General features: G+C 62.6%; 22 protein-coding genes and 2 pseudogenes. 18 read left to right on the forward strand and 6 right to left on the reverse strand.

Features of this window, described 5'->3' with window-relative positions; genetic code table 11:
* Positions 1-16 precede the first annotated feature (16 nt).
* The 8 genes from CO666_RS08995 (at position 17) to CO666_RS09030 (ending at position 12,169) form a co-directional block, all read left to right on the forward strand.
* Positions 17-607, forward strand: a complete 591-nt coding sequence (locus CO666_RS08995) for a hypothetical protein (protein WP_097611708.1) — start codon at positions 17-19, stop codon at positions 605-607.
* Between the two features lie 192 nt (positions 608-799).
* Positions 800-1,171, forward strand: coding sequence for a hypothetical protein (locus CO666_RS09000; RefSeq protein WP_097611827.1), 372 nt, complete (start codon positions 800-802; stop codon positions 1,169-1,171).
* A gap of 212 nt (positions 1,172-1,383) precedes the next feature.
* Positions 1,384-3,318: a DUF4384 domain-containing protein gene (locus CO666_RS09005; protein ID WP_097611709.1), complete on the forward strand. Its 1,935-nt coding sequence runs from the start codon at positions 1,384-1,386 to the stop codon at positions 3,316-3,318.
* A gap of 22 nt (positions 3,319-3,340) precedes the next feature.
* Positions 3,341-4,972, forward strand: a complete 1,632-nt coding sequence (locus CO666_RS09010) for a caspase family protein (RefSeq protein ID WP_097611710.1) — start codon at positions 3,341-3,343, stop codon at positions 4,970-4,972.
* A complete protein-coding gene (locus CO666_RS09015; protein ID WP_097611711.1) occupies positions 4,969-7,482 on the forward strand; it encodes a trypsin-like serine protease in 2,514 nt (837 codons plus the stop codon). Before CO666_RS09010 ends, CO666_RS09015 begins: the two co-directional genes overlap by 4 nt.
* Positions 7,483-7,495: 13 nt before the next feature.
* Positions 7,496-8,695: a serpin family protein gene (locus CO666_RS09020; RefSeq protein ID WP_097611712.1), complete on the forward strand. Its 1,200-nt coding sequence runs from the start codon at positions 7,496-7,498 to the stop codon at positions 8,693-8,695.
* Positions 8,696-8,725: 30 nt separating this feature from the next.
* Complete coding sequence (locus tag CO666_RS09025) at positions 8,726-11,131, forward strand: protein kinase domain-containing protein (protein WP_097611713.1); 2,406 nt, start codon at positions 8,726-8,728, stop codon at positions 11,129-11,131.
* A gap of 285 nt (positions 11,132-11,416) precedes the next feature.
* Entirely contained in the window at positions 11,417-12,169 is a 753-nt protein-coding gene (locus CO666_RS09030; protein ID WP_097611714.1) for an NYN domain-containing protein, read from the forward strand.
* A 41-nt stretch (positions 12,170-12,210) separates the two neighbouring features.
* On the opposite strand, the gene CO666_RS09035 is transcribed toward CO666_RS09030, so the two are convergent.
* Entirely contained in the window at positions 12,211-12,903 is a 693-nt protein-coding gene (locus CO666_RS09035; RefSeq protein ID WP_097611828.1) for a TetR/AcrR family transcriptional regulator, read from the reverse strand.
* Between the two features lie 91 nt (positions 12,904-12,994).
* Between CO666_RS09035 and CO666_RS09040 the strand changes: the two genes are divergently transcribed.
* The 3 genes from CO666_RS09040 (at position 12,995) to CO666_RS09050 (ending at position 14,818) form a co-directional block, all read left to right on the forward strand.
* Positions 12,995-13,651 (forward strand): O-methyltransferase, encoded by a 657-nt coding sequence (locus tag CO666_RS09040; protein WP_097611715.1) that lies wholly within the window; start codon positions 12,995-12,997, stop codon positions 13,649-13,651.
* 310 nt (positions 13,652-13,961) lie between these two features.
* Positions 13,962-14,273 (forward strand): DUF982 domain-containing protein, encoded by a 312-nt coding sequence (locus CO666_RS09045; RefSeq protein WP_097611829.1) that lies wholly within the window; start codon positions 13,962-13,964, stop codon positions 14,271-14,273.
* Positions 14,274-14,440: 167 nt separating this feature from the next.
* The gene (locus CO666_RS09050) at positions 14,441-14,818 is read left to right on the forward strand and encodes an Imm8 family immunity protein (RefSeq protein WP_143540269.1); all 378 of its coding nucleotides are present in this window, start codon (positions 14,441-14,443) and stop codon (positions 14,816-14,818) included.
* Between the two features lie 247 nt (positions 14,819-15,065).
* On the opposite strand, the gene CO666_RS09055 is transcribed toward CO666_RS09050, so the two are convergent.
* Positions 15,066-16,004, reverse strand: coding sequence for an AraC family transcriptional regulator (locus tag CO666_RS09055; protein WP_097611717.1), 939 nt, complete (start codon positions 16,002-16,004; stop codon positions 15,066-15,068).
* A 52-nt stretch (positions 16,005-16,056) separates the two neighbouring features.
* Here CO666_RS09055 and CO666_RS09060 point away from each other — a divergent pair, with 52 nt between their 5' ends.
* On the forward strand, positions 16,057-16,794 hold the full coding sequence (locus CO666_RS09060; protein ID WP_097611718.1) for an SDR family oxidoreductase: 738 nt from the start codon (positions 16,057-16,059) through the stop codon (positions 16,792-16,794).
* 160 nt (positions 16,795-16,954) lie between these two features.
* Here CO666_RS09060 and CO666_RS09065 read toward each other — a convergent pair whose 3' ends face one another.
* Entirely contained in the window at positions 16,955-17,176 is a 222-nt protein-coding gene (locus tag CO666_RS09065; protein WP_097611719.1) for a hypothetical protein, read from the reverse strand.
* Between the two features lie 232 nt (positions 17,177-17,408).
* On the opposite strand from CO666_RS09065, the gene CO666_RS09070 reads away from it, so the two are divergent.
* Positions 17,409-18,053 (forward strand): glutathione S-transferase family protein, encoded by a 645-nt coding sequence (locus tag CO666_RS09070; RefSeq protein WP_097611720.1) that lies wholly within the window; start codon positions 17,409-17,411, stop codon positions 18,051-18,053.
* A 79-nt stretch (positions 18,054-18,132) separates the two neighbouring features.
* On the opposite strand, the gene CO666_RS09075 is transcribed toward CO666_RS09070, so the two are convergent.
* Positions 18,133-19,104 (reverse strand): DMT family transporter, encoded by a 972-nt coding sequence (locus CO666_RS09075; RefSeq protein WP_097611721.1) that lies wholly within the window; start codon positions 19,102-19,104, stop codon positions 18,133-18,135.
* 448 nt (positions 19,105-19,552) lie between these two features.
* Here CO666_RS09075 and serA point away from each other — a divergent pair, with 448 nt between their 5' ends.
* On the forward strand, positions 19,553-20,791 hold the full coding sequence (gene serA, locus CO666_RS09080) for a phosphoglycerate dehydrogenase (protein ID WP_097611722.1): 1,239 nt from the start codon (positions 19,553-19,555) through the stop codon (positions 20,789-20,791).
* A gap of 332 nt (positions 20,792-21,123) precedes the next feature.
* On the opposite strand, the gene CO666_RS09085 is transcribed toward serA, so the two are convergent.
* Positions 21,124-21,309: a 4-oxalocrotonate tautomerase gene (locus CO666_RS09085; protein ID WP_097611723.1), complete on the reverse strand. Its 186-nt coding sequence runs from the start codon at positions 21,307-21,309 to the stop codon at positions 21,124-21,126.
* Positions 21,310-21,433: 124 nt separating this feature from the next.
* On the opposite strand from CO666_RS09085, the gene CO666_RS09090 reads away from it, so the two are divergent.
* The 3 genes and pseudogenes from CO666_RS09090 to CO666_RS09100 all read left to right on the forward strand — a co-directional run.
* Complete coding sequence (locus CO666_RS09090) at positions 21,434-22,318, forward strand: LysR family transcriptional regulator (protein ID WP_097611724.1); 885 nt, start codon at positions 21,434-21,436, stop codon at positions 22,316-22,318.
* 154 nt (positions 22,319-22,472) lie between these two features.
* A complete protein-coding gene (locus tag CO666_RS09095) occupies positions 22,473-22,790 on the forward strand; it encodes a hypothetical protein (RefSeq protein WP_143540272.1) in 318 nt (105 codons plus the stop codon).
* A 70-nt stretch (positions 22,791-22,860) separates the two neighbouring features.
* A pseudogene (locus tag CO666_RS09100) lies at positions 22,861-23,139 on the forward strand (type II toxin-antitoxin system TacA family antitoxin); the annotation flags it as partial.
* A gap of 61 nt (positions 23,140-23,200) precedes the next feature.
* On the opposite strand, the gene CO666_RS09105 reads toward CO666_RS09100, so the two are convergent.
* Positions 23,201-23,971 carry an SDR family NAD(P)-dependent oxidoreductase gene (locus tag CO666_RS09105; protein WP_097611830.1) on the reverse strand — a complete coding sequence of 257 codons (771 nt, stop codon included), beginning with the start codon at positions 23,969-23,971 and terminating at the stop codon, positions 23,201-23,203.
* Positions 23,972-23,994: 23 nt separating this feature from the next.
* On the opposite strand from CO666_RS09105, the pseudogene CO666_RS35010 reads away from it, so the two are divergent.
* A pseudogene (locus tag CO666_RS35010) lies at positions 23,995-24,145 on the forward strand (LysR family transcriptional regulator); the annotation flags it as partial.
* Positions 24,146-24,169 lie beyond the last annotated feature (24 nt).

Raw genomic sequence — 24,169 nt, forward strand, 5'->3', positions numbered from 1 at the left:
CTGGCAGGAAATGCTTATGCTGGAATGGAACGGTGACGAACTGGCGCTCGATATCAGCCTGCTGGAGCAGGTGCGCGCCGCAAGAATCGGTTTCTCCGATCGGGTCTGCGCCGCCTCGGCCAGCAAGGACGACAAGCATCTGGCGCAGCTGCGCTCCGAGCCGACCTATCTGATGGCCGAGTTCCTCTATTCGATGAAGGTCTTCGGCATCAGCACGGCGGAAGATATCGAGCGCTTCGCCGATCTGCACAATGATTATGTGGTGTCGCTGACCCGCGATCCGGCCAAGCTGCAGCGCCTCGGGCTGTCGCAGGATCGGGCGCTCGCCTCGATGTTCACCGCCGACACCAAGCCGCGGCTGATCCAGAACTGGGCGGAGAAATCAGGCGCCATCGACCAGTCCAATCTCGCCCGTTTCCTGGTGGCGGTCATGTCGAGCGAGACCTGCCGCAAGACGCTGATCGATTTCGAGACGGCGGGCTTCATGCAGCGCAAGCGCTCGCCCTACGGCACCATGGTCGTCTGGTCGACGGGCATGATCGAGGAAATCTTCGGCGAGATGCTGCGCGATCTGCGCCTCAACCTGCAGCAATTGAAGATTCTCTAATGCATGTCGCCCGGAAGTGTGCAGCCGGGGGGGGGGTAACGACAAGCATAAAACAAAGAGCGGAGCGCCGCTGCCAGCCGATTTCAACCCTCCCAATCGATTGGCACCGAGCGCCGTTGCCATCCTCCTGGCCTCTCCCTATTGTCGTGCTGCCTACCCTTTTGCGACGCCCATAAGACGGATTTGACGACGATGACGAAATCTCGGCTCATAACCCTGTCGATCAGCCTGCTGATGGCGCTACCGCAGCTCGCCCATTCCGGCCCGGTCGAGGATGCATTGGCGGCGCGCAATCCCGCGCTGGCGGCGCTGCGCCAGCAGGATGAAAAAGCCTTTGCCGCGGCGACCGCAATCATCGCCAAACACGAAAGCGCCGAGGGGCTGACACCCGGCGCGAGCAAGCTGCCCGATGCGACCTCGCCCGGCCGCGACATGGGCTCCGGCCCCGGCAAGGAATTCGCGATCGACAATCCGGATATTCTCTGGCTCTACAATTCCTCGCCCGAGGGCATGAGCGACCTGATCTCGATTTTGAAATCAGCCGGACAGAAACCCAAGAACTAACTGTAACCCCGTCGTCAGAACCGACTATAATAGCGGCCGGATATTGCCCGTTGTGAGTCTTGCTCACCTCTTTGCCTTGGCGGATTCTTCCAGGCTCCAAATAATTTGTAACCCTCCCTCAAGCAAGACAGGCCGAGCCATCCCAATTTCGCCGGTCAGTGCTATTCTCATCTTCAACACAGTGTGAGATTGTTCGAAGAGGAGGTTTTCCAATGCCGAACCGTAAAGCCATCCTAGCCGCAGCCACATTTCTTTCGTTTTTTGCGGTGGTGCCGGCCGTCGAGGCGCAGAACGAACGCACACTGACCGAAGCCCCGGCCCAGACCGGCCCCGTCAGCATCACCTTCGATCGCGCGGAGGCCAAATACGCCATCGGCGAAGTCGTCGGCCTCTTCATCCAGTCGAGCGAAAATGCCTATGTCACGGTGCTGAACGTCTCGCCGAACGGTTCCGTCGTCAAACTTTTCCCGAACAAGTATCAGACCGACGCGCTGGTCGGCGCCGGCAAACGCGTGCAGGTGCCGGATCCGGCCAGCGGCGCCCGGCTGCAGGTCTCCGGCCCGGTCGGCCAGGAGCAGATCAAGGTCTTCTATTCTTCCAAGCCGCTCAACATTTTCGCCGATCTCGGCGGCAGCGGCAGCGGCATGTTCCGCTCGATCGACGGCGGCATGGACGCCGTCTCCCGCAGCCTCGAAGAAGCCCGCAGCCTCGGCACCAAGATCAGCAGCAAGACGCTGATGCTGACGACGGTCGATAGCCCGGCGGCCCTGCCGCCCGCCGTGACCCCTCCCGTCGCAGCCGCCCCGGCGGCAAAACCCGCACCGGTCGAGCAGGCGGCCAAGCCGCCGGTTGCGCCGAAGCCGAAGCCGGTGACGAAACCGGAAGTCGCCAAAAAGCCGGAAACGGTGGTGGAAAAACCGAAGCCGGTTGCGCCCAAAAAGGTCACGCCGAAACCCGTCGAGCAGGCCACGACGCAGCCGCCGAAGAAATACAAGATCGTCACCAATCTGGCGCCCGGCCAGGAGCTTGCCGCCGACGAGCTGCAACTGATTGGCCCGGCCGACACCACATCATCCACCCGCCCGACGCAGTACAAACAGCCGGCCCAGTCGTCTCAGATGCAGATGCCGAAACTGCCGATGCCGCAGCTCAAGATGCCGCAATTCAAGCTTCCCGGCGGCTTCAGCATCAAGATGCCGCAGTTGAACCTCGGCCGTTCGGCCGAACCGGATCAGGCCGGCGAGGCGATCGAGGTCGCCAATGCCGACACCCCCGCCTGCACCGCCCTGCTCGACAAGCTGAACGAGGCCGTCGCCGCCAAGGATATCCCGGCTGCCGCGACGGAAGCCGATGCGATCGCCGTCAGCGCCGAATGCGGCCAGTTCCAGGTGAATGCCCAGCGCCGCGTCGCAGCGCTCCGGCTTGCTAGCGCCCAGGAGATGATGGCCGCCGATCGGCCGGTCGCCGATTACGAGCCGCTGCTGGTCGCCGCCGACAGCCCGCAAGTGCTCTGGCAGGCTTCCGCCACGCTCGGCGAGATCTATTTCTCCGCCCGCCGCTTCGCCGATGCCGCCGCCGATTACCAGCAGGCGATCGAGATCATCAAGAACGAGACCCGCACGCCGAAAGCGCCGCCGGCCGATACCATTTCCGATCTCATTCAGCGCGCCGCCCAGGCCCGCATCCTGGCCGCCAATCCTTCGAGCGACAATCCGCAGGGCAGCTTCGTGCCGGCCGAGAAGGATCACCGCAGCGGTGTGCTCGGCGGCATCTATTCGGACAATGTCCGCGGCATCGTGCCGGTCTCCATCCCGGTGCCGATCACCTTCGATTTCGACAAATCGACCTTCACCTCGATCGGCACCGAGGCCGCCGAGGAACTGCTGGAAGCGTTGAAGGAACAGAAGCCCGGCCGCATCATCCTCATCGGCCACACCGACCGGCGCGGCGGCGACGATTACAATCAGAAGCTCTCCGAGCGCCGCGCCCAGGCGGTTGCCGATTTTCTCAAGAGCCACGGCATCGACGCCTCGATCGACGCCGAAGGCCGCGGCGCCTCCGAACCGGTTGATGTGACCGCCACCGCAAACCTCACCGAAGACGATGTCGATGCGCTGAACCGGCGCGTCGAATGGCGCCGCGAATAGCTGGGGCGAGGGGGGCTCGGCCATGTCCACATCCGCTTCCCTGGCCGCAGCCCTTGCCATCCTCACTTTGGCGGCGACCGGCAGCCTGGCAAAAACGATCGAGGCGCCCGAGCGCGGTGCCGTCCGGGCGGTGCTGATCGGCATCGACCTCTACCGCAACGTTCCGCCGCTGCACGGCGCCGTCGCCGATGCCGAGGATCTTTCCCTGTCGCTGCGCTCGGTCGGCGTCGAGGACATGACGCTGTTGAAAAACGGCGCTGCCGACCGCGAGGGCATCTTTCACGCGATCGAAGCCGTCACCGAAAGGGCAGGGCCGGGCGATCTCGTCGTGCTCGGCATCGCCGGCCACGGCTCGAGCGAGCCGGAGCGCGTCAAGGGCTCGAAACCGAGCGGCCGCGACGAGGTCTATGTGCTGGCCGGCTTCGATACCCGGCTGCCGGGCTCGCGCGAGCGCATCTTCGGCGACGAGTTCAAGGTGCTGATCCACAATCTCGAAGCCAAGGGCGCCGATGTCGTCTTCATCGCCGATACCTGCCATGCCGGCGGCATGACCCGCGACGTCGATCCGCGCGGCGGCGAAATCACCTGGCGCCAGGCGCCCTCCTATACGATCGAGGAGGACGACCTCGCGCCGATTTCGACGACGGCGGACGCGCTCTCCACCGGCTTCGATTTCCAGCGCCTGACCTTTCTCGCCGCCGTAGACGACAACACCAAATCGCCCGAAATCTCGATCCCCGGCATTCCGCAGAAACGCGGCGCGCTGAGCTACGCCACCGCCCGCGCCTTCGAAGGCGCGGCCGACCGCAACGGCGACGGCGCGGTCAGCCGCCGCGAACTCTTCGAATATGTGCGCCAGGCGGTCTACCAGTTCACCGACCAGCGGCAGAACATTTTTACCGAAAGCCCGCCCGGAACCGATCTCGACCGCGCCGTCGTCTATAGCTACGAAGGGGCGGGAGCGCAGGTGGCGGCCGCGAAATCGACCGCTCCCCCGCCCGCCACAGTCGCGCCCGCCGCAGCCGCGCCGATCCGCATTGCCGCTCTCGGCCCGGATCAACCGCTGCAGGGGATCAGCCCCGCCGTCACGCCGTTCACGCTGACCGAGGCCGCCGATGCCGAACTGGTCTTCGATCCGGAAAAACACGAGGCGATTGCCGGCGGCGATGTCGTCGCCTCCGGCGTCGGCGCCGGCGACATGCCCTTCGTCGTCGACCGGATGGCCGCGCTCGACACGCTGAAGCTGATGTCGGAGGCCAATCCGCAGACGGTGCGCGTCACACCATCCGATGCGGTGCATCGCGAAGGCGAGCGCGTCGGCGTCACCGTTTCGGATCTCGCCGGCCGCAAGCTGGTGCTCTTCGACGTCACCGGCGATGGCACCGTGCAGTTCCTCTATCCCGGCGAGAAAGACGTCGATGCCGGAATGCCCCAGAGCTTCGATCTCGATCTCTCCGTCGTCGCGCCTTTCGGCACCGACCTGCTCGTCGCCGTCACCTCCGAAACCCCGATGCCTGATCTCGTGGAATTCTTGAAGCAGAACGACCGGCGCCGCACCGCCGGCAATATCGCCAGGCGCCTCGGCGAAGTCCTGCCCGAGGGCGCACGCGTCGGGTTCACGGTCCTCTATACCTCCGCCGGAGCCAAGCTATGAGCACGTCGATCAGCAGGGTCCTCACGATTGTCTCCGTCATGCTGCTTCTTGTCCCTCCGGTGCTGGCGCAGCAGGATACCGATTTCGCCGGCGAGGATGGCGGGCGCGTCATCGGCGGCCAGGCGGCGAAGAAGGGCGAATGGCCCTGGCAGGTGAAGATCCTGGCCCCCGATCCCGAGCAGCGCGGCCGCTTCGGCGGCCATTGCGGCGGCTCGCTGATCGCCCCGCGCTGGATCCTGACGGCCGCCCATTGCGTCACCAGCGGCCGCTCCGGCAAGCAGGATCTCTTCGCCCGCGATCTGCTGATCGTCGAAGGCAAATCGAAGATCGACAAGGTGATATCGGTCGACGGCCCCGACAAGCCGGGTCTCGCCGTCGAAGACGTCATCATCCACGAGGATTTCGACCGCAAGGTCTTCGCCAACGACATCGCCCTCATCAAGCTTGCCGAACCCGCCGTCTCCAGGCCGGCCATTCTCGCCTCGGCCTCGGACGAGGATGTCGAGGCCGCCGGCCACAAGGCCGTCGTCACCGGCTGGGGCTACACCAAGGCCGATCACGGCTGGGACGACAAATACCTGCCGACCGAGTTGCAGGAGGTCGAGCTGCCGATCGTCCCGCGCGAGGATTGTCGCGCCGCCTATCGCGACAGCTCGATGCGGATGAACCCGATCGACGAGCGCAATGTCTGCGCCGGTTATGCCGAAGGCGGCAAGGACGCCTGCCAGGGCGACAGCGGCGGACCGCTGGTCGCCCAGCGCCCGGACAAGAGCTGGATCCAGCTCGGCATCGTCAGCTGGGGCGCCGGCTGCGCCGAGGCCGAACATTACGGCGTCTACACCCGCGTCGCCGCCTTCCGCGACTGGATCGCCGCCAAGACCGACGGCGACGTGCCCAATGTCGAAACGCCGGCCGGCGATCAGGTGGCGTCGACCATCACCGGCGCGGGGACGAAACAACAGCAGTCCGGGCAGGAGGAGGCGAATATCGGCATCGTCGCCCCGCCCGCCGGCGATAGCGCGCCCGCCGGTGCCACCGAAACGCCAAACCCCGACAGACCGGCCGACAAGCCCGTCACCGACGAACCCGCCGTCCAGCCGCAGGCCATCCAGACGCCGGTGGCGCAAAGCTCCCCCGGCGACCGCGCCCTGCTGATCGGCATCGACGATTACGACATGCGCGAGGCGAAACTCACCGGCTCCGCCAGCGACGTGAAGGCGATGCAGCTCTTCCTCGCCAAAACGCTCGCCTACCGCCCGGAGCAGATCCATGCGCTGACCAACCGCAAGGCAACCCGCGAGGCGATCCTGGCCGAGATCGACGACTGGCTGGTGCGCCAGTCGACGCCGGGCAGCCGCGTCTTCCTCTATTTTAGCGGCCAGGGATCGGAGGAAATGGGCGCCGAGGAAACGACGAGCCCGACGCTGGTGGCCGCCGACGCCAAACTGACGCGCGAGGGCGGCAAGGTGACGGTCACCAACCAGATCCGCGAAACCGAGATCGCCGCCCGGCTGAACAGCCTCAAGGACCGCCGCGTGACGCTCTTGATCGATGCCTGCCATGTCGGCCCCGGCAGCCGCAGCGCCGTGGCCGCCCCCGCCGGCGGCACCGTGCGCTGCCTCGGCCCGGCGCTTGCCGCGCTGGAGCCGCCGAACAAATCGGGCAAGGAAGCGAAATTCTCCTTCGGCGGAGAAAACGCCATGGTCTGGTCGGCGGTCAACTCCGGGCAGTGGGCGCTCGTCGACCGCGAGGCCAAGCCGGCGCTGGGCGTCTTTACCCGCAACTTCATCGAAGGCGTGGAGAATGGCGTGGCGCGCGCCGCCGACAAGCCCGACGTCAGCAATGCCGCTTTGCTCGATTATGTCCGGCGCAAATCCGACGAATATTGCCGGACGCATGCGGGAGACTGCCGCTTCACGCCGGTGCCGCAATTCTACGGCCAGCCGGATGCGCTCGGCCGCGACGTCATCACCGGCGAGGAGGCAAAGACCCCGGTCGCCGCCGTCGAAAACACGCTGAAGAGCGATAACGACGCCGGTGTCGCCGTCGACATGCTGCCCGGCACCTCGGTCGGCATCGGCGACAAGGTGGCGATGCGCGTCTCCACCAAGAAACCGGGCTATCTGATCCTGGTCGATATCGATGCCTCCGGCAAACTCACCCAGCTTTACCCGAACAAGCGCTCGATGGGCCTGAAACCGACCGCCAAGAGCGGCGACAACCGGCTCGATCCGGCCCGCCCGGTCGTCGTGCCGGATGCCCGCAATCCCTATATCGGCTTCGAATATCAGGTGGAGGGACCGGCCGGCGTCGGCATGGTCGTCGCCATTCTCAGCGACAAGCCGATCGAAGTGCTCGACCTGCCGGATGTGCCGACGCCGCTCGTCGGCCAGCGCGCCGCCTTCAATTATGTCTACGATCTCGCCCGCAGCCTCAGGATCGTCGGCGACGACGAGACCGGCGCCCAGGGCAAATGGTCGTTCGATTCCAAATTCTATCGCATCCGCTGAAGAGGAGCGAACCATGCCGAAATCCACTCTGCTGGCCGCTCTCGCCGCTTCGCTGATCACGCTTGCCCCAGCCGCCGGTGCCGGCGAGACCGGCGACGGCAAGGCATTGCTCGCCGCGCAGGCGGGGCTTGCCGTCGAACTGCTCGACCGCACGCTGGCGAGCGAAAAGGCAGCCAATATCATGGTGTCGCCGGCAAGCCTTGCCGCCGCCCTCGGCCTCGCAAGCCTCGGCGCTTCGGATCAGGGCAAGGCGGCAATCGCCAGAAGTCTGGGTTTCCAGGAGCCGAAGGGACCGGCGACGGTGCTTGACGCGATGACCCCGGAAAAGCCGGCAGCAGCCGATGCGCCGCTGGCGACGGCGGTGGCGATCGTCTTCGATGATAAGCTGGCGCTCGTCCCCGGCGCGCTCCCCATGCTCGCCACCCATCGCATCAAACCGACGATCGACGACCTGGACGGCCCGGCATCGGTCGAGCACATCAACGCCTGGGTCAAGGAGACGACGCGGGGCGCCATTCCCAGTATCCTCGACGCGCCGCCCGGCGGCGGCTTCGTCAGCCTCGGCGCACTCTCCTTCAAGGCGCGCTGGAAGACCGCCTTCGACAGGGAAAGCCCGGCAAGCCCCTTTCAGCGCCCGGACGGCTCGACGATCTCGGTGCCGATGATGCATCTTGCCGGCGACGGCCAAAAATTCCGCTCCGACGAGAAATTCTCGGCCGTCGACCTTGCCTATACCGGCGAGGGCTACAGCATGGTCGTGGTGGCGGCGCGTTCCGGCAAGGGCGTCGGCGGCGCCGATCTGAAGGCGCTCACCTCCTGGCTGCAAGGGGAAAAATTCGAAGCCGCCAAGGGCGAAATCTTCCTGCCCCGCTTTTCCCTGAACGACGGGCGTGATTTGATGCCGGTCCTGAACGCGATGGGCGTGGCGCCCGAAAAGGCCCAAAAGACTGGGAAGACCGGGGAAGCGGCTTTCCCGGGTTTCACCAAGGAAAACATCCGCTTGTCGCGCGTCCTGCAGAAGACCATGATCAAGGTCGACGAAAACGGCACGGAGGCGGCGGCAGCCACCGCAGCGATCACCGAGCGCAGCATCGATCCGAAGCTGGTGCGCGTTGTCGCCGACGCCCGTTTTGCCTTCGCGTTGCGCGATACGAAAAGCGGCCTGCTGCTCGCTGCAGGCCTGATCGGCGATCCATTACTGGCAGGCGAATAGAAATGCCAATGAATGCAGGGGGACAAATGCATGAGAAGTGATCTGATCGCCCGCTACACGATCGGCCAGCCGATCTATGAAAACGAATTCATCGTCTATCCCGCTGAGGATAAGCGGATGGGCCATGCCGTCTTCATCGTCACGCCGGATGTGGCATTGAAACTGGACAAGGCGCGTTTCGAGCGGGTCTGGACCTCGATCAACGAGGCCAAATCGCTGACCGCCCGGCGCTTCGTCGAAATCGAAGACCTCATCCCGCCGTCGCCTGATGACGACAACTTCTATATCGTCGAGAAGCGGCCGTCGAAGACGCTGCACCAATATCTCGACGAAACCGAGATGGTGGCCTACGAGCGCGCCGTCGAGATCGGCCGCCACATCCTCGAAGGCCTGGCGACGCTGCATGGCGCCGGTTACGCCCACAATGCGCTGACCGACCAGTGCATCTATGTCTCCGAGGATTATTCCGGCCTGTCGGTCCGGATCGGCAACCTGCATCTGATCTCGAAGATCGGCGAACACATCATCCCGCCCTATGTGCCGGAATTCGGCGCGCCGGAGATCTATGCGAGCGGCACCTTCTCCGCCTCGCCGGCCCTCGACATCTATGCCATGGGCATGATCGCCTACAAGCTCTTCCTGCCGCGCCAGACCTATGCCAGCGTCTTCGACAGCGTCATGGTCTGGGAGGATGAGCACCAGCGCGAGCAGAGCTGGAAGAACATCCATCTCGACCCCTCCAATATCTTCCCGCGCCTTGATGTGCTGATCCCCGGTTTTCCCGAGGGGCTTGCCAGCCTGATCGAGCGCATGCTGAGCCGCGATCCGGGTGTCAGGCCGCGCACCGGCGCCGATGCGCTCGGCGAATTCAGCCGCGTCACCACAGGCATCCAGCCGATGTCCTGGGATCCGCGCGGCGGCATGCCGCAGCAGCCGGAGGCGGCGAAGCCGAAAAAATGGACGGCGGCCAAACTGTCGATGATCGGAGCGCTGCTGCTGATCTGCATCGGCGTCGGTGTCGTCACCATCCCGAAGCTGCTGCGCCCGGATCCGAAACTCGTCGCGGATGTCGGCACCTGGAAGAAGGAGGCCGAAAGCCGCAAGCAAAAGGCGATCGCCGCCAAGGCGCCGGAGCGCCCGGCCAGCGACCAGGCGAAACTTTCCTATGACACGGGTGCTGCGGCACTGACCTCGGCCGACGCCCTGCTCAAGGACGAAGACTACGACAAGGCCCTTCCGGGCTATCAGACCGCCGCCATCAATCTCGGCAATGCGCTGATCGCCATATCGAAGGAAAATGCCGAAAAGGCGAAAGCCGCCGCCTCGGCCGCCGGCGGCGACAAGGCGCCGAGCTTTGCCGAGGCCGAAACCAAGATGAAGACGGCCACTGAGGCCGCCACATCAAAGCAGATGCATGCCGCCGTCGACAATTACGACGCCGCGAAAACTGCCTACGACGATCTCGCCAAGGCGCTGACCGCGCTGACCGCGGCCGAAAAGGATGCGGCGGCAAAACGCGAAACCGTCACCCGCATCGGCGCCGGCGATAGCCCCGACGTCGCCAAGGCAAGCGGCCTGATGACCGAGGCCAAGGCCAAGGCGGAGCAATGGCAGCTGCCGGCCGCGACCTCGGCCTATAGCGATGCCGCCAAGCTGTTCGACGCTCTCATCGCCGATGTCATGGCGGCCAAGGACGAAGCGACGGCGCTGCGGCAGAAAGTCACCGATCTCCACGCCTCGATCACGACACGCGCCGGCGCCGCCGACCCCACACTGGCAGCGCTCACGCCGAAGCTGACCGAGGCCGACGGCCGCTACAGCGCGGAGGCCTACAAGCTCGCCATCGCAGCCTACCAGCCAATCCTTGCCGATCTCGAAGCCCTGTCGGCCCGCGGCTTCTGCCCGGTCTCGCAGACCCTTGCCTTCGAAACCGTGCCGGCCGGAAGTTATCCGCTCGACAATGTCCGGCTGATGACCTCCTCGCTCAAGGAGCTCGGCGGCATGCTCGGCGTCGCCAATGGCGCCGTGAAGATCAAAAAATCCTTCTGCATGCAGGCCAAGGCCGTCACCCGCGCCGAGATGGCGCAATATTACACCGCCAACTCCGATCCCGCCGCCGCAAAGGCCTACGCCGACAATCCCGAACAGCCCGCCGACGACGTACCGCTCGCCGAGGCGCAGAACTACACCGCCTGGCTGTCGAAACAGCTGAACACCCCCGTCCACCTGCCATCGGCCACCGAATGGATGGCAAGCGCCGTCAAGCTGACGACGGAAAAACTGCCCGACAATGGCGACATCATCCTGCAATGGAGCGCCACCCCCTGCGAAGCCGGCGGCAACGTCGCCTTCATGGCGCAAGAGGGCTCGACCTTCGTGGTCTGCTCGGATGCGTCGGCGGGCGGGATTTTTCGGGTGAGTGCGGAGTTGCGGTGAGAGGCGAGGCGCCATGAAAAACGAAAATGCCATCAAGGATCTTCGATGGAGTGCTTTCGAATGGGCCCGTGCGTTTTGGCAGTGTCGGCGCCGCTTGCTCCCTCTTCTCCCCTCGGGGAGAAGGTGCCCGTAGGGCGGATGAGGGGGCCACACGGCACGCCATTCACCCCCCTCTTAGCTACCTCCGTTCACGATAGGCGATACCTGATGCAAACGTTTGATTGAAGGAACGACTGAGTAAACCGGCTTGAGTTTGGGGTCTATCAATCGCCATGGAGCTTCGGCATGCCTGAATTACGCTCGCCACGTCTTGCAGTTCTTATCGATGCGGACAATGCCTCTGCGAAGATCGTTGACGGTCTGTTCGAGGAAATAGCCAAGATTGGTGAAGCGAGCGTGCGACGCATCTATGGCGACTTCGCCAGCGCTCGCTCGAAGGCATGGATCGACGTCCTTGCAAAACACGCGATCATTCCTCAGCAACAGTTTGCCTACACCACAGGTAAGAACGCGTCCGACATCACGCTTGTCATCGATGCGATGGACTTGCTGCATAGTGGCCGCTTCGACGGTTTCTGTTTGGTGTCGTCCGATAGCGATTTCACGCGCCTCGCCTCACGCATCCGCGAACAAGGGATCGATGTCTTCGGCTTCGGGGAACAGAAGACGCCGGAGAGCTTCCGCCAGGCATGCCGGCGGTTTATTTACACGGAAAATCTGGCTCCTTCGGCTGCGTCGAACGGAGCGGACACCGTACAGGCTGCGTCTTCGCTACGGCCGCCCAGCGCCGCTACACCGATTATCAAAAGGGTAATCGCGCAGATGGAGACCGAGGATGGATGGATCCCGCTTGGCGTCGTTGGAAAGCAACTTGCCAATTTGGCATCCGACTTCGACCCGCGGACTTTCGGATTCAAGAAGTTGAGCGATCTGGTAAAGAAGACGAACTCCTTCGAGGTCGATCATGCCGAAGGCCGTCCGGTCCGCATCCGCCTGAAACCCCAAACAACGAAAAACAGCGTGAAACCGGCAACCTGACGCCGGTGTTTCATGGCGCATTAAAGCATGCATGATCAATGTTATATGGGCAGGGTTCCAGCTTGATGGGGACGGTCTGCGCGTGCGGTCCTATCGCGCATCGCCCCATTCACCAAGCTTTCCAAGTACGCGCAAAACATCTGCGCCATCGCCGCCGAGAAAGCAGCGATCTCGTCCTCCGTCCTCGGCGTTGCCGAGAAATCCTGGCCGACCGTGCTCAGCGTCGTCATGATCAAGTCACTTGCGACATCGCGAACCGGATTCGGCGTTGCCGGCAGCACCTCGAGCATGAATGCCTCCATCACCGGCTCGGTCGCGCGTTTTGCCGCCTCCGCCTCCGGCGCGTCGCGGTAGAGCGGCGCGGCATCGCTGAGCGCGATGCGAACGGATGCCTCCTCGCATTCCGAGCGCAGGAACGCATGCACCAGCGATCGAAGCCTTTCGAAGGGAGGCTTCGATCGGTCGCTGAGGATCTCCGCCAGCAGGGTGGTCGTCTGCTGCCATTCCTCGCTTTGCAGCCGGAACAGGATCGATGCCTTATTGGGAAAGTACTGGTAGAGCGAACCGACGCTGACGCCCGCCCGCTCGGCCACCCGCGCCGTGGTGAAGCGGTGCGCTCCTTCTTCCGCCAAAACGCGAACAGCCGCCTGCAGAATCGCGCCGACGAGGTCGTTCGAGCGTGCCTGCTTCGGCAGTTTTCTCGTGGAAATCCGGGGGCTTGTCACCTTGTTCATCTCGACGGACCGCAATGCGATTAGCGAATGCGACGACTTATTCGTATTTTCAATGGCGACGCAAGAAACATTCCCAACAAGGATTTCGACGATGACAACATTGACAACCGCCCCGCTCGCGCCGCTGCTCGCTCGCCTGTTCGAAGAGGCAGCTTCGGCGACAAGCCCGGCCCTATCGAGCGTGTCCGACGAGGAGCGGGCGCGCCTGCTGACAAGCAAGACCGAATATCTCGAGCTCTACGCTCGGCTGAAGGACCTCTGGCTGCCCGTATCTCGCGAGGCCGGCCATCTTCTCTATATGCTGGCGCGCAGCACGCGGGCCCAAAACATCGTCGAATTCGGCACGTCGTTCGGCATATCGACGCTCCATCTCGCCGCAGCACTCCGCGACAATGGCGGCGGCCGGCTGATCACCACGGAGTTCGAGCCGTCGAAAGTGGCGCGAGCCCGGCGGCATTTGACCGAGGGCGGCCTGATCGACCTCGTCGAAATGCGCGAAGGCGACGCCTTGCAGACCCTTGCCGCCGATCTCCCGCAGACCATCGACCTGGTGCTGCTCGACGGCGCCAAGGCGCTCTATCCCGACATCCTCGCCTTGCTCGAACCACGCCTTCGCCCAGGTGCGCTCGTCATCGCCGACAATGCCGACGATTGCCCTCAATATCTCGAACACGTCCGCTCTCCGGCGAACGGTTATCTCTCGACGCCATTTGCCGGGGATATCGAGCTGTCCATGCGTGCCGCCTGACACCACAGATCCGGCGAGCCGGGTGCGCGCCCGCGCATCCGGCCGACCGTCACGCCCCGCTGTAAGCTCTCCGATACGATTGAAATCTCTTGCGAATCCAGAATTGCGGCCCTGCGGCCGTCGTCAATCGGTTCAGCCTGTCGGACACAGCTCAGCTGCTCCGACACGAGGTCGCAGAATGCCCTTTCCCGGCATTCGGCATCTTCACGCTCAAGCAGTGTTCGTCATAAAGTTTTCAATTCCCAATTTCAAAATACGCGCGTATATTGCAGCTGGGATTGCAGTTCCGTGCCTTGAGGGGTCGAGGACAATGTGCTGGAATACATCGTCGGCATTCACGCCGGTCGCGCTTTCTTTGAGCCGTCCGGTATCTCGCAAAATCGTACGGACGCTGGGTGACGCCGCGTATCTCCTGATCAACGACTGGCCTTTCGATGACGGCGAGGAATATGTCGCTGCGGTGAAAGCCTGCGTCGACGCCATCAGCGGGAAGATTGCCCCGGAGCAATTCCGGGAAGCGCTTCTGCGGGCGGCCGAGGAGGCCGGTATCGCTGCTCTATCGCTCGTCCCGCAGGGCGTTGGACAGCGACGGCCGGACCTGCCCCCGGCGATGCGAACATAGGCCTCGTTTCACGCAACTGCCCGCCTTTCGAAATCAGGTTTGCGCCAATAGCGGTCATTGCGCGGACCCAAGAACTATTGATCTTTAATGGTCGGTTTAGTTCGGCCGACCACATACAATGGTCGGACGGACATCGAACCGACGTCAAAGTGAATTGCGGTGATGTGTTGGAATTGAAAATTCGCGCGCTGACGGCTGCCTCAAGGGGGCAGGTGTCCTATGTCGATATGGAGAAGCATCATGGCTTTGACACGGCTACATCCGACGACGCCGACATCACACTGCAACTTGATATCGGCCCTAAGGATGCGGATTGGACGGAAACCTTTTCGATAAGGGTAGCAACGCCCAGAAACATGTCCAAGAGCAATAGCCGCATGAAGACGATGCGAATTCATTCCTTTTCTTTCGAGACGCTCAAAACCTATTTGGTCACGGCTGTAGCGTCCTGCGAGCGCGAAACGTGGGATGAATGCCTCGATGCGCTACGCACAAGGTTTCTCTGGGAATGGGACACGCCGAACAAGCAAAAGAGCAAAAGGTAACGTCTCGCCAACCGCTATAGCCGCTTCGGGCCGAAAGCGGACATTCGGAGAGCAAGGGTAGCCCTCCTTTGCAACGGACAGCTGCTTCCCGCGATCCGAAGGCGGAGATACCTCTGCTGTGTCCACGCAGCTATGGTTCGAATCTCCTCCGGCGGGCGAGAAGAATGAAACAGAGAATTACGTCGCCATGGCCCTTCGACGGCTTCGAGGGCAAGCCATGGCCCCGACAACCGCCGAAAGGGTATCTTCAGCCACCAGAGCGTGGTGTACGGCCAAAGGTTCGCTTGAAGGCATGAGAAAAGGCGCTCTGCGAGTTGTAGCCGACCGCGGCGGCAACCGCGGCGACCGTCTGGCCCGTGTTAAGCTTTCGCTGCGCCAGAACCATGCGCCAGTGGGTCAGGTAGTCAAGCGGTGGGCGGCCGACGCGATCGGTGAAACGCTGGGTGAAGGCCGAGCGTGACATGCCGACCTCCGATGCCAGCATCGGCACCGTCCAACGCCGCGCGACATCGCCGTGCAGCAATCTGAGCGCTTTGCCGATCCGCGGGTCCGCCAGCGCGGTGATCCAGCCGACACTGGTTGTCGGACTGGTGGCCACGAAAGCGCGGACCGCCGCGACCACGAGGATTTCCGCGAACCGCTCGGCGACGAGCGAACCGCCCAGTTCCGCGCTGCTGACCTCCGTCCTCAGGGATTTCAGCGTCCTTGCGACAGCCTCGGCGGCGGGCGAGGTCCGGTCGACACGCAGGAACCTGGGGAGCGCGTCGAGAACGAACAAGGCGCCGCCATCCGCAAAGCCGCTTCCGCCGCCTATCATGGCCGTCTCGTCCCCCGCGCCGAGACGCACCATGTCCTGCCCCGGCGAAGCGTAGAGCGGCATACCGTCGATCGGTTCGACCGCCGGATTGCTGGCCACCGCATAGCGCGTGTTGCTGATGAGAACGACATCGCCTTCCACCAGTGCTTCCGGCGGATGATCCGGAAGCAGCAGCCAGCAGCGGCCACGTGTGACGGCGACGAACTTCAACCGCGCCCGCCCGTCGAAGGCGAGCGCCCAGTCTCCTGCCGCTTCGAGGCCGGTCCCGCGAACGCTCCGCGCACCGAGCGCCGCAAGAACCTCGGAGAAGGGATCGGATGCAATTTCGGCGGATCGCGATAAAAACATGGCCGTTTGAGCATAGATCATTCAATCCGCAACGCATAGGCTGGCTTTGCACTCGGAAAACGGAGCCTCTATCATGACCATAGAGAACAAGATCGTCGCCATTACCGGAGCCGGGCGCGGCATCGGCCGGGCGACCGCTCTTCATCTTGCTGCGCGGGGCGCGCGTCTCGCACTCGGTGCGCGAAGCGAGGCGGAAATCACCGCTGTCGCGGGCGAGATCGAAGCGGCGGGCGGCGAAGCCGTCTACCGGGCAACCGACGTGACGAAGCGCGAAGATCTGAACGCGCTGGTCGGCCTTGCCTGCGAGCGGTTCGGGCGGCTTGATGTCATCGTCAACAATGCAGGCATCGGGCCGCTCTCGCGCTTCGACGCTCTGGAAGTCGATGACTGGGAAGCCATGATCGACGTGAACCTGAAGGGCGCGCTTTACGGCATCGCTGCGGCGCTGCCCGTGTTTAGCCGCCAGAACAGCGGGCACGTCGTCAACGTCATCTCGACGGCAGGCATCAGAATCGCGCCGACAATGGGCGTCTACGCTGCGACCAAAAATGCGCTGCGGACAGCCACCGAGGCGCTGCGACAGGAATCCGGCCCAAACCTGCGCGTGACGGAAGTATCGCCGGGTTTCATCGACACGACCTTCGCGGATCACTCCATTGCCGATCCGGATATCAAAGCGATGATTCAAACGCGCAAACAAGAGCTTGCCATTTCGCCGGACGCGATCGCACGGGCGATCGCCTTCGCAATCGAACAACCCGGCGACGTGGAGATTGGCAGCATCGTGGTGCGCCCGACAGCTCAGGATTGATGTTAAAAAGCGCGGATCGGCACCGCACCGAAGCATGCAACGTCCGCTTCAAGCAGGAATGAAATCCAGCGGAGGTCAGCGACGGCAGCCGCCGCAATCACGCGCCTCCCGTCTGTGATCCCGGCGCCGGATATCGGGCTGCAGCGTAGTCGCCCGATCATCAATGACTGCGTGGCTGTGCTTTTGCGAGAGCTTCGTCGAGCCATTTATCATGCACGATCATCCCGTCACACTTCGGATAGTAGCAATTCTCAGTCTCGTAGGTGAAGCGACTCCGATCCATTCCTTCGAGCGACAGATTGCTGAGCGAATAAGCCCCGGCCAAACCGAGAAAGAGGCCGAGCAGGATGACCGCGTAGGTAATGTGACGTGTTGTGATCAATCGCGCAGCTCCAAAGCAACAAGCTTAGAGGACGGCTGTTTGTCGTTTCGTCACTAAAGTCGTTAAAATTGCACGGCAACGAGCTTCACCCGCACAAGGAAACACTCATCATGTAGGGTGCGCTCGGGCCGATAGCGGAAATAGACCCCGGCCGGAATGGGCCAGAACCGGAAGTTGCTGCGGTCGCCCGAACAATTTGCAAGCCGGTGGCATCGACGGGAGGAGAAACGACATGACGGAAGCCTTGACGATCTGGACATATGATTGGGTGCCGCCAGGCCCCCGCGGTCATGTGCGCGACATCAGATTGCGCTGGGCCTGCGAAGAGGGCGGCCTCGACTACGACGTCAAGTCGGTCCCCTTCCAAAACCGCGGACCGGAGCATTTCGCGCGCCAGCCTTTTGGCCAGGTGCCTTTCATCGACGACGGCGACATCACCCTGTTCGAAAGCGGCGCCTGCCTTCTCTATCTGGCGCGAAAGAGCGAAAAATTGATGCCGCGCGATCCCAAGGGCGAGGCGGCGACGCTGGAATGGACGATAGCCGCGCTGAATTCGATCGAGATGGTGTCGGTTCCCTGGTGGTTCATCGGCCTCTCCAAAGAGATCGCCAACCCGCTCGAAAGCTGGCTGTTCCAGCGCCTGCAGCACCTGGAAGCCGTGCTGGCCCAGCGCGAGTGGCTGGCCGCCGGACAATTCACCGTCGCCGACATCCTGATGACGGATGCGCTCCGCGTCCCCAAGGTCAGGGCCGCCGGCGATTTTCCGGCATTGCGCTCCTACGTCGATCGCGCCTGCGCGCGCCCCGCTTTCAAAAGAGCCTATGACGGCCAGATGGCGCATTTCGCCGCCGGCGATGCGGTGAGAAACCAGGCCTGACGGAGCGTGATGCCAGAGATTGAGAAGCGCCACAGCGGGCGGCCTGACGTGGTCACATGGAAAGCCGTTGCGCTCGTCCTCAGGCTTTGGCCGCCTCCGCTCTGGTCGTCGGCTTCAGCAGGATGATGAGAAGCAGGCCGGCGACGATGAGTGCTGCGCCTTCGAGATGATAGCGTTGCAGCTGTTCGCCGAGGAAGAGGTAGGCGAGCACGGCGATAAAGATCGTCTGGATGTAAAGCAGCACGCCCGCCCGCGCCGCCCCCAGGGCCTCGATGCTGCGATTGAAGAGATAATACATCACCGCGCCGCCCGGGATCGCGACATAGCCGAGCGCGATCAAACCGCTGGCATTCAGCGTCGAGCGCTCCTCGGAGACAAGCTCAAAGAGGTAGAAGGGCAGCGCCGTCAGCACCGCCGCGCCGAGGAGCAGCACCAGCAGCGCAAGGCGATTGAGATCGAATTTCGCCCGCCGCAGCAGCACGGTATAGAGGCTGAAACAAAACGCGCCGGCGACGATCCACAGCTCTCCGGGATTGAGGTCGAGACGCAGGAGCGCGGCCGGGCTGCCCTTGACGATGATGATCACGATCCCGACAAAGGCCAGGATCGATCCGATCACCTGCCAGCGTCCCATCGGCTCAGCCAGAATGAAACGGGCAAGGATCATGGTGATGATCGGGATCAGGGCGATGATGATGCCGGCGGTCGTGGCATCGGCATGTTCGAGGCCGACAAAAATCAGGCCCTGGCAGATCGCAAGCCCGATACCGCCGATGGCGAGCAGTTCGAGGCCGCGAGCCCGCACCAGCGCGGCCATGGCGCCGAAATGCCGGTAAACGATCGGCATCAGGATCGCCCAGGCGATCAGCACGCGCCAGAAGCAAAGCGCCCAGGGCGGCATCTCCGAAGAAACCCATTTCGCGGCGATATAGACGCCGGCCGACAGCAGCCAGCAGAAAACCCCCACGGAATAGGCGGCTGCCAGCGAACCGCCCGCCGCCTGTTCCGTCCCGACCGTGTCGCGATGGACCGCCAAGACATGTATCGCCATGGTAGAGTTATGCCACAATTCCCGAGCGCTGCACAGATGAAGGCGGCGGCACTTCGCCTATTGCGCGAGGACGACTTCCCGTGTCGGCGGGCGGGCGACGATTAAACGCAGCATTTCCCGATGAAGAGGCGCTGCTACTTGGGACCGATCGCCGACGAGCCTCGGCCACTTTGCGCCAGCTGCGGTCATTCCGCTCTTATGAAGTGAGCGGGAGACCAAGCATCAGCTTCGGCCGCAACAAATTTCAGGCGCGAGCACGCAGCTTGCGACGTCATGGTATCGACTTGCACAATTGGGGATCGACCGCCGAGACACGTCCAGTCGCAGCGGAGAATATTGGGATTTGTGCTTGCACTGTTTGTCGGATAGTCGCAAAGCCGTATCATTGCGCCAGGATGGCCTACAGACCACATCTTCTTCTCAAAATTAGGAAAACGAAAGTCTACCCATGCCTCCTCAGCTTTCCCTCCCGCGTGACCGAATTTCCGTGCTTCTGCTTGAAGGCATCAGCCAGAGCGCCGTGGACTATTTTTCGTCTTGCGGATACACCAATCTCGTGCATCTGCCGAAAGCGCTTGATGACAAGGATCTCAAAAGCCATATCGCTGATGCGCATATCATCGGCATTCGGTCCCGAACGCAGCTGACGGAAGAAATTTTCGAATCTGCCAAGAAGCTGATCGCGGTCGGCTGTTTTTCCGTGGGCACGAACCAGGTCGATCTGGAAGCGGCACGCCGCCGCGGGATACCGGTGTTTAACGCGCCTTATTCGAACACCCGCTCGGTGGCCGAACTTGTGATCGGCGAGATCATCATGCTGACGCGGCAAATCTTCCCACGCTCGGCGTCGGCGCACCAGGGCGGATGGGAGAAATCCGCTGTCGGCAGCCGAGAAGTCCGCGGAAAAACCCTCGGCATTGTCGGCTACGGCAATATCGGCTCGCAACTGAGTGCTCTTGCGGAAAGCATGGGCATGGTGGTGCGCTATTTCGATCTCTCCGATAGGCTGCGCCGCGGCAATTCGGAATCGATGGCTTCGCTCGGCGAGCTTCTGGAAATCTCGGATTATGTGACGATGCACGTTCCGGAAACGCCATCGACGCACAATATGATCACCGAAACCGAACTGCGCCGTATGAAGAAAGGCGCGATCTTCATCAACAATTCCCGCGGTACGGTGGTCGATCTCGACGCGCTTGCGAAAGTCTTGAAAGAGGGCCATCTGGCAGGTGCTGCGGTTGATGTGTTTCCCAAGGAGCCGGCATCGAACAAAGAGCGTTTCGAAACGCCGCTGCAGGGCTTGAGCAATGTCATTCTGACACCGCATATCGGAGGCTCGACAGAAGAGGCCCAGGAGCGCATCGGCGGAGAAGTCTCCAGAAAGCTGGTCGAATATTCCGACATCGGCTCGACGATGGGCGCCGTTAACTTTCCGCAGGTTCAGTTGCCTGAACGCCCGAACGGTACACGCTTCATCCATGTTCACCAAAACCGTCCCGGCATGCTCATCCAGTTGAACGAGATCTTCTCGTCGCGCGGGCTGAATATCGTCGCCGAATTCCTGCAGACGCATGGCGACACGGGATACGTGGTCATCGAGGTCGAGGACATGTCCCAGACAGCCGACGATATTCTTCAGGCGCTGCGGGAGATCCCGGGAACGATCAGAACGCGATTGCTCTACTGACGCATCGGCAATGGTACATTGCCATTGAGACTGGCAGAATGAAACGCGCAACTTCCGGGATGCGCCAATAGCGGACTTTGGTCGACGTCGGACGGGCTCTTCTCGTTGCCGTTATATGGGGGACGCCGGTCGTTCGGTGTGTTGCCTTTCCCGTGCGGGAACCGCTGTGGCGCATAGAACGGAAACACGCTTGTCATTGCCATCCGCCTCGGGGCGGCCGGTAAAGTCGACCAGTCGCCCGCCCGGTCGGCGCGGGAGCCGCGGACCGGCTCCCTGCCCAATACCATCGCGGCGGCGCCGCACCTCGCGCCTTCGCCACTGCGGATCGCCTCTCAGGCCTCGGATTTCAGCTTGCCGCCGACCGCCCAGGAATCCTTGGCGATCTCTGTGATCAGGATTTCCACCGAGTCCGGCGGGCATACCAGGGTTTCGACGGCGGCCTTGGTCGCTTCGCGCACGAAGGCGCGCTTCTGGTCGTCGGTGCGGCCGGGATGCATCTGCAGGTGAAGAATGGGCATGGTTTCTCCTAAGTCATGGTTGGTTGCCCGTCGCCTTGGCGCGGGCATGACGACTATGTTGTAAATGCTGAGGTTGATAAATAAGCTGCGGGTGTCTTCATTCGAAACCTGGAAGTAGGCAATCATGGACAAGCTGGCCGGTATGGCGATGTTCGTCAGGGTCATCGACCATGGCAGTTTCGCGGCTGCCGCGGAGATCGCGCAGGTGTCGCCTGCCATGGTTGCCAAGCACATCAAGACGATCGAGACCCGGCTCGGGGCGAAGCTGATCCATCGCACCACGCGCCGCCATCAGCTGACGGAGGTCGGCCAGCTCTATTACGAGCGCTGCAAGCGCGCCCTGTCCGAAGTGGCGCTGGCCGAGGCTTCGGCAAGCGAGCTGCAAGCAGCGCCGCGCGGCCGGCTTCGGCTGGTGGCGCCCGTCAGTTTCGGCACGCAAGTCCTGGTGCCGGCGCTGGTCGAGTATCAGAACGCCTATCCCGAGGTCAGCATCGAGCTGTCGCTCGACAACAATGTCCATGACCTCGTCGGCGAGGGGTTCGAGCTCGGCATCCACATCGGCCCGCTCGCCGACAGCAGCCTGGTCGCCCGCCCGCTCACGCCCTACCGGCGGATTCTCGCCGCCGCGCCGGACTATCTCGCCCGCCATGGCCGGCCGGCTTCGCCGGAAGCGCTGACCAACCATCTCTGCCTCGGCCACTCCTACTGGCGCAAGCAGGATCGCTGGCATCTGGTCGGACCGGGCGGCGAACTGCGCGACGTGCTGATCTCCGGAAAATTCTCGACCAACCAGGGGGCGGCGCTGCGCATGGCAGCGCTCAGCGGCGCCGGAATCGTGCTTCAGCCGGAACTGCTGCTCGCCGCCGATATCGCCGAAGGCCGGCTCGAGCAGGTGCTGCCGGAATGGTCCTACAAGCCTGTGCCGATGTCCCTCATCTACGCCCCGAACCAGCGGCCGACAGCGATGCTGCGCACGGTAATCGATTTCCTGGTGGAACGGTTTGGCTGACGGCATCCGGCCGTGCGGTTTAGCCTTCAGCTCTAAGACCGTCTATTTCGCCAAACTTAAAAGTCGCAGTGCCTAGCGAGCGAAATTTGACAGGTTTATTCTGATGAATGATCTTAAGAGTGCACGTACTTAAATGCATGGGGGTGTGCTGGGAATGGTCGGTCAACCGCTGGTCTTGAAGTTCATAGTTGGGACCTGCTTCGGTGCATTTATCGTGAGTTTCGCCGTCATTTTTTGGGTGACGATAAAGGTGCTCAGTAAGACCGGCTGCATGGTAGATAAGCCGGAAGATCAGGGCCTCAGCCGGCGAGAACGACAGGCGCGCAGGCGCAGCCGTTTCGACAGGTACTACGTCGCCGATGAGTTTCGTTCATTGCGCAAGGCAGCCGCCATCGCATGGACAAGTTCATTTCTGTCTTTCGGCTCGATTGTATTGATTGGTCTGTTGTTCGGCGAGAGAGCATCGCACTAGGTCTGAAGCACGAAGAAATAGATACACATTGTGTATGCGACCACGCTAGGCTGATCTCGAAGGAAATACTATGGCCAGCAAAAACGCGACCGATACCCATAAACGCGCCGTCAATTTGAAGGTTCGTGACGACATTCGCGGCCTGATCGACCGTGCGGCCAAGGTCCACGGGAAAACCCGCTCGGATTTCATGATCGACGCCGCGCGCCGCGCCGCCGAAGACGCCCTTCTCGACCAGACATTGGTGCAAGTCGATCCGGACAGCTATAAACACTATCTGGCCGTCCTCGACCAGCCGCCAAGCGGCGAAGGTTTCGAACGGCTGATGAATGCTCCCAAACCCTGGCAGCCGTACTATTGTCAGCGCCGGCGCTTCGCGGGGAAGCGCACGATCTCCAACCATTCGGGCCTCAGGCGACCGACCATCCACCGTCCACCAGCAGGTTCGCGCCGGTGATCAGGCTGGCAGCCGGCGACGCCAGAAAGACCACGGCACCCACCACATCGTCGGTTTCACCGATCCGGCCAAGCGGAATGTGATCGAGCGTCGCTTGGCGATTGGCGTCGTCGGATAGAAAGGGTGCTGTACCATCCGTATGGATGAAGGTCGGCGATACGGTGTTTACGGTGACATTGTAGGGCGCCCATTCGGCCGCAAGGCAGCGCGTCAGGTGATTGATCGCCGCCTTGCTCATGCAATAAATTGCCTCGCCGCGCAGCGCCACGGTGCCGGCCTGTGAGCTGATGCTGATGATCCGGCCTCCATTGCGCTTGATCATCTGACGCCCGACTGCCTGCGTCATCAGGAAGGTGCCCTTGATGTTGACATCGAGGATCTCGTCCAGGTCCTTCTCCTCGACGAGTTCGGCGAGATTGCCTGGAGCCACGCCGACATTGTTGACGAGGACGTCGATCCGGCCAAATGTCGTCAGGGCTGCGTCGACAGCTTGTGCGATATGGGCTTTGTTGGGAATGTCCAGTTCGACAGCGAGGACTTTGCGTCCCGCGCCCTCGAGTTCGGCGACCAGATCCGCCGACGCTGCGACATTGCGGACCCCCAAGACAATATCGGAGCCCGCCGCGGCACAGGCAAGCGCGCAAGCCCGACCGATGCCACGGCTCGCTCCCGTCACCAAAGTCACCTTGCCCTCAAGGCTGAAGTCCGGCGCATTCCTCTGCATCATCGTGCCTCCCTCCATCAACCTCCGCCGATATCTCCGGAGGACGGCTCGAGCAGGTGCTGCCGGAATGGTTCTACAAGCCTGTCCCGATGTATCTCATTTATACGCTGAACCGGCGATCGACAGCAATGTTGCGGACGGTGATCGATTTCCCGCTGGGAACGGTTTGGCTGACGTCATCAGGCCGATATGGCTTAC

Source organism: Rhizobium chutanense (assembly GCF_002531935.1).
GTDB lineage: Bacteria > Pseudomonadota > Alphaproteobacteria > Rhizobiales > Rhizobiaceae > Rhizobium > Rhizobium chutanense.

Excerpts from the sequence above, each read along its gene's own strand:
- CO666_RS08995 (WP_097611708.1), top strand. The coding sequence starts at position 17 with ATGCTGGAATGGAACGGTGACGAACTGGCGCTCGATATCAGCCTGCTG.
- CO666_RS09000 (WP_097611827.1), top strand. The coding sequence starts at position 800 with ATGACGAAATCTCGGCTCATAACCCTGTCGATCAGCCTGCTGATGGCG.
- CO666_RS09005 (WP_097611709.1), top strand. The coding sequence starts at position 1,384 with ATGCCGAACCGTAAAGCCATCCTAGCCGCAGCCACATTTCTTTCGTTT.
- CO666_RS09010 (WP_097611710.1), top strand. The coding sequence starts at position 3,341 with ATGTCCACATCCGCTTCCCTGGCCGCAGCCCTTGCCATCCTCACTTTG.
- CO666_RS09015 (WP_097611711.1), top strand. The coding sequence starts at position 4,969 with ATGAGCACGTCGATCAGCAGGGTCCTCACGATTGTCTCCGTCATGCTG.
- CO666_RS09020 (WP_097611712.1), top strand. The coding sequence starts at position 7,496 with ATGCCGAAATCCACTCTGCTGGCCGCTCTCGCCGCTTCGCTGATCACG.
- CO666_RS09025 (WP_097611713.1), top strand. The coding sequence starts at position 8,726 with ATGAGAAGTGATCTGATCGCCCGCTACACGATCGGCCAGCCGATCTAT.
- CO666_RS09030 (WP_097611714.1), top strand. The coding sequence starts at position 11,417 with ATGCCTGAATTACGCTCGCCACGTCTTGCAGTTCTTATCGATGCGGAC.
- CO666_RS09035 (WP_097611828.1), bottom strand. The coding sequence starts at position 12,903 with ATGAACAAGGTGACAAGCCCCCGGATTTCCACGAGAAAACTGCCGAAG.
- CO666_RS09040 (WP_097611715.1), top strand. The coding sequence starts at position 12,995 with ATGACAACATTGACAACCGCCCCGCTCGCGCCGCTGCTCGCTCGCCTG.
- CO666_RS09045 (WP_097611829.1), top strand. The coding sequence starts at position 13,962 with ATGTGCTGGAATACATCGTCGGCATTCACGCCGGTCGCGCTTTCTTTG.
- CO666_RS09055 (WP_097611717.1), bottom strand. The coding sequence starts at position 16,004 with ATGATCTATGCTCAAACGGCCATGTTTTTATCGCGATCCGCCGAAATT.
- CO666_RS09060 (WP_097611718.1), top strand. The coding sequence starts at position 16,057 with ATGACCATAGAGAACAAGATCGTCGCCATTACCGGAGCCGGGCGCGGC.
- CO666_RS09070 (WP_097611720.1), top strand. The coding sequence starts at position 17,409 with ATGACGGAAGCCTTGACGATCTGGACATATGATTGGGTGCCGCCAGGC.
- CO666_RS09075 (WP_097611721.1), bottom strand. The coding sequence starts at position 19,104 with ATGGCGATACATGTCTTGGCGGTCCATCGCGACACGGTCGGGACGGAA.
- serA (WP_097611722.1), top strand. The coding sequence starts at position 19,553 with ATGCCTCCTCAGCTTTCCCTCCCGCGTGACCGAATTTCCGTGCTTCTG.
- CO666_RS09085 (WP_097611723.1), bottom strand. The coding sequence starts at position 21,309 with ATGCCCATTCTTCACCTGCAGATGCATCCCGGCCGCACCGACGACCAG.
- CO666_RS09090 (WP_097611724.1), top strand. The coding sequence starts at position 21,434 with ATGGACAAGCTGGCCGGTATGGCGATGTTCGTCAGGGTCATCGACCAT.
- CO666_RS09095 (WP_143540272.1), top strand. The coding sequence starts at position 22,473 with ATGGTCGGTCAACCGCTGGTCTTGAAGTTCATAGTTGGGACCTGCTTC.
- CO666_RS09105 (WP_097611830.1), bottom strand. The coding sequence starts at position 23,971 with ATGCAGAGGAATGCGCCGGACTTCAGCCTTGAGGGCAAGGTGACTTTG.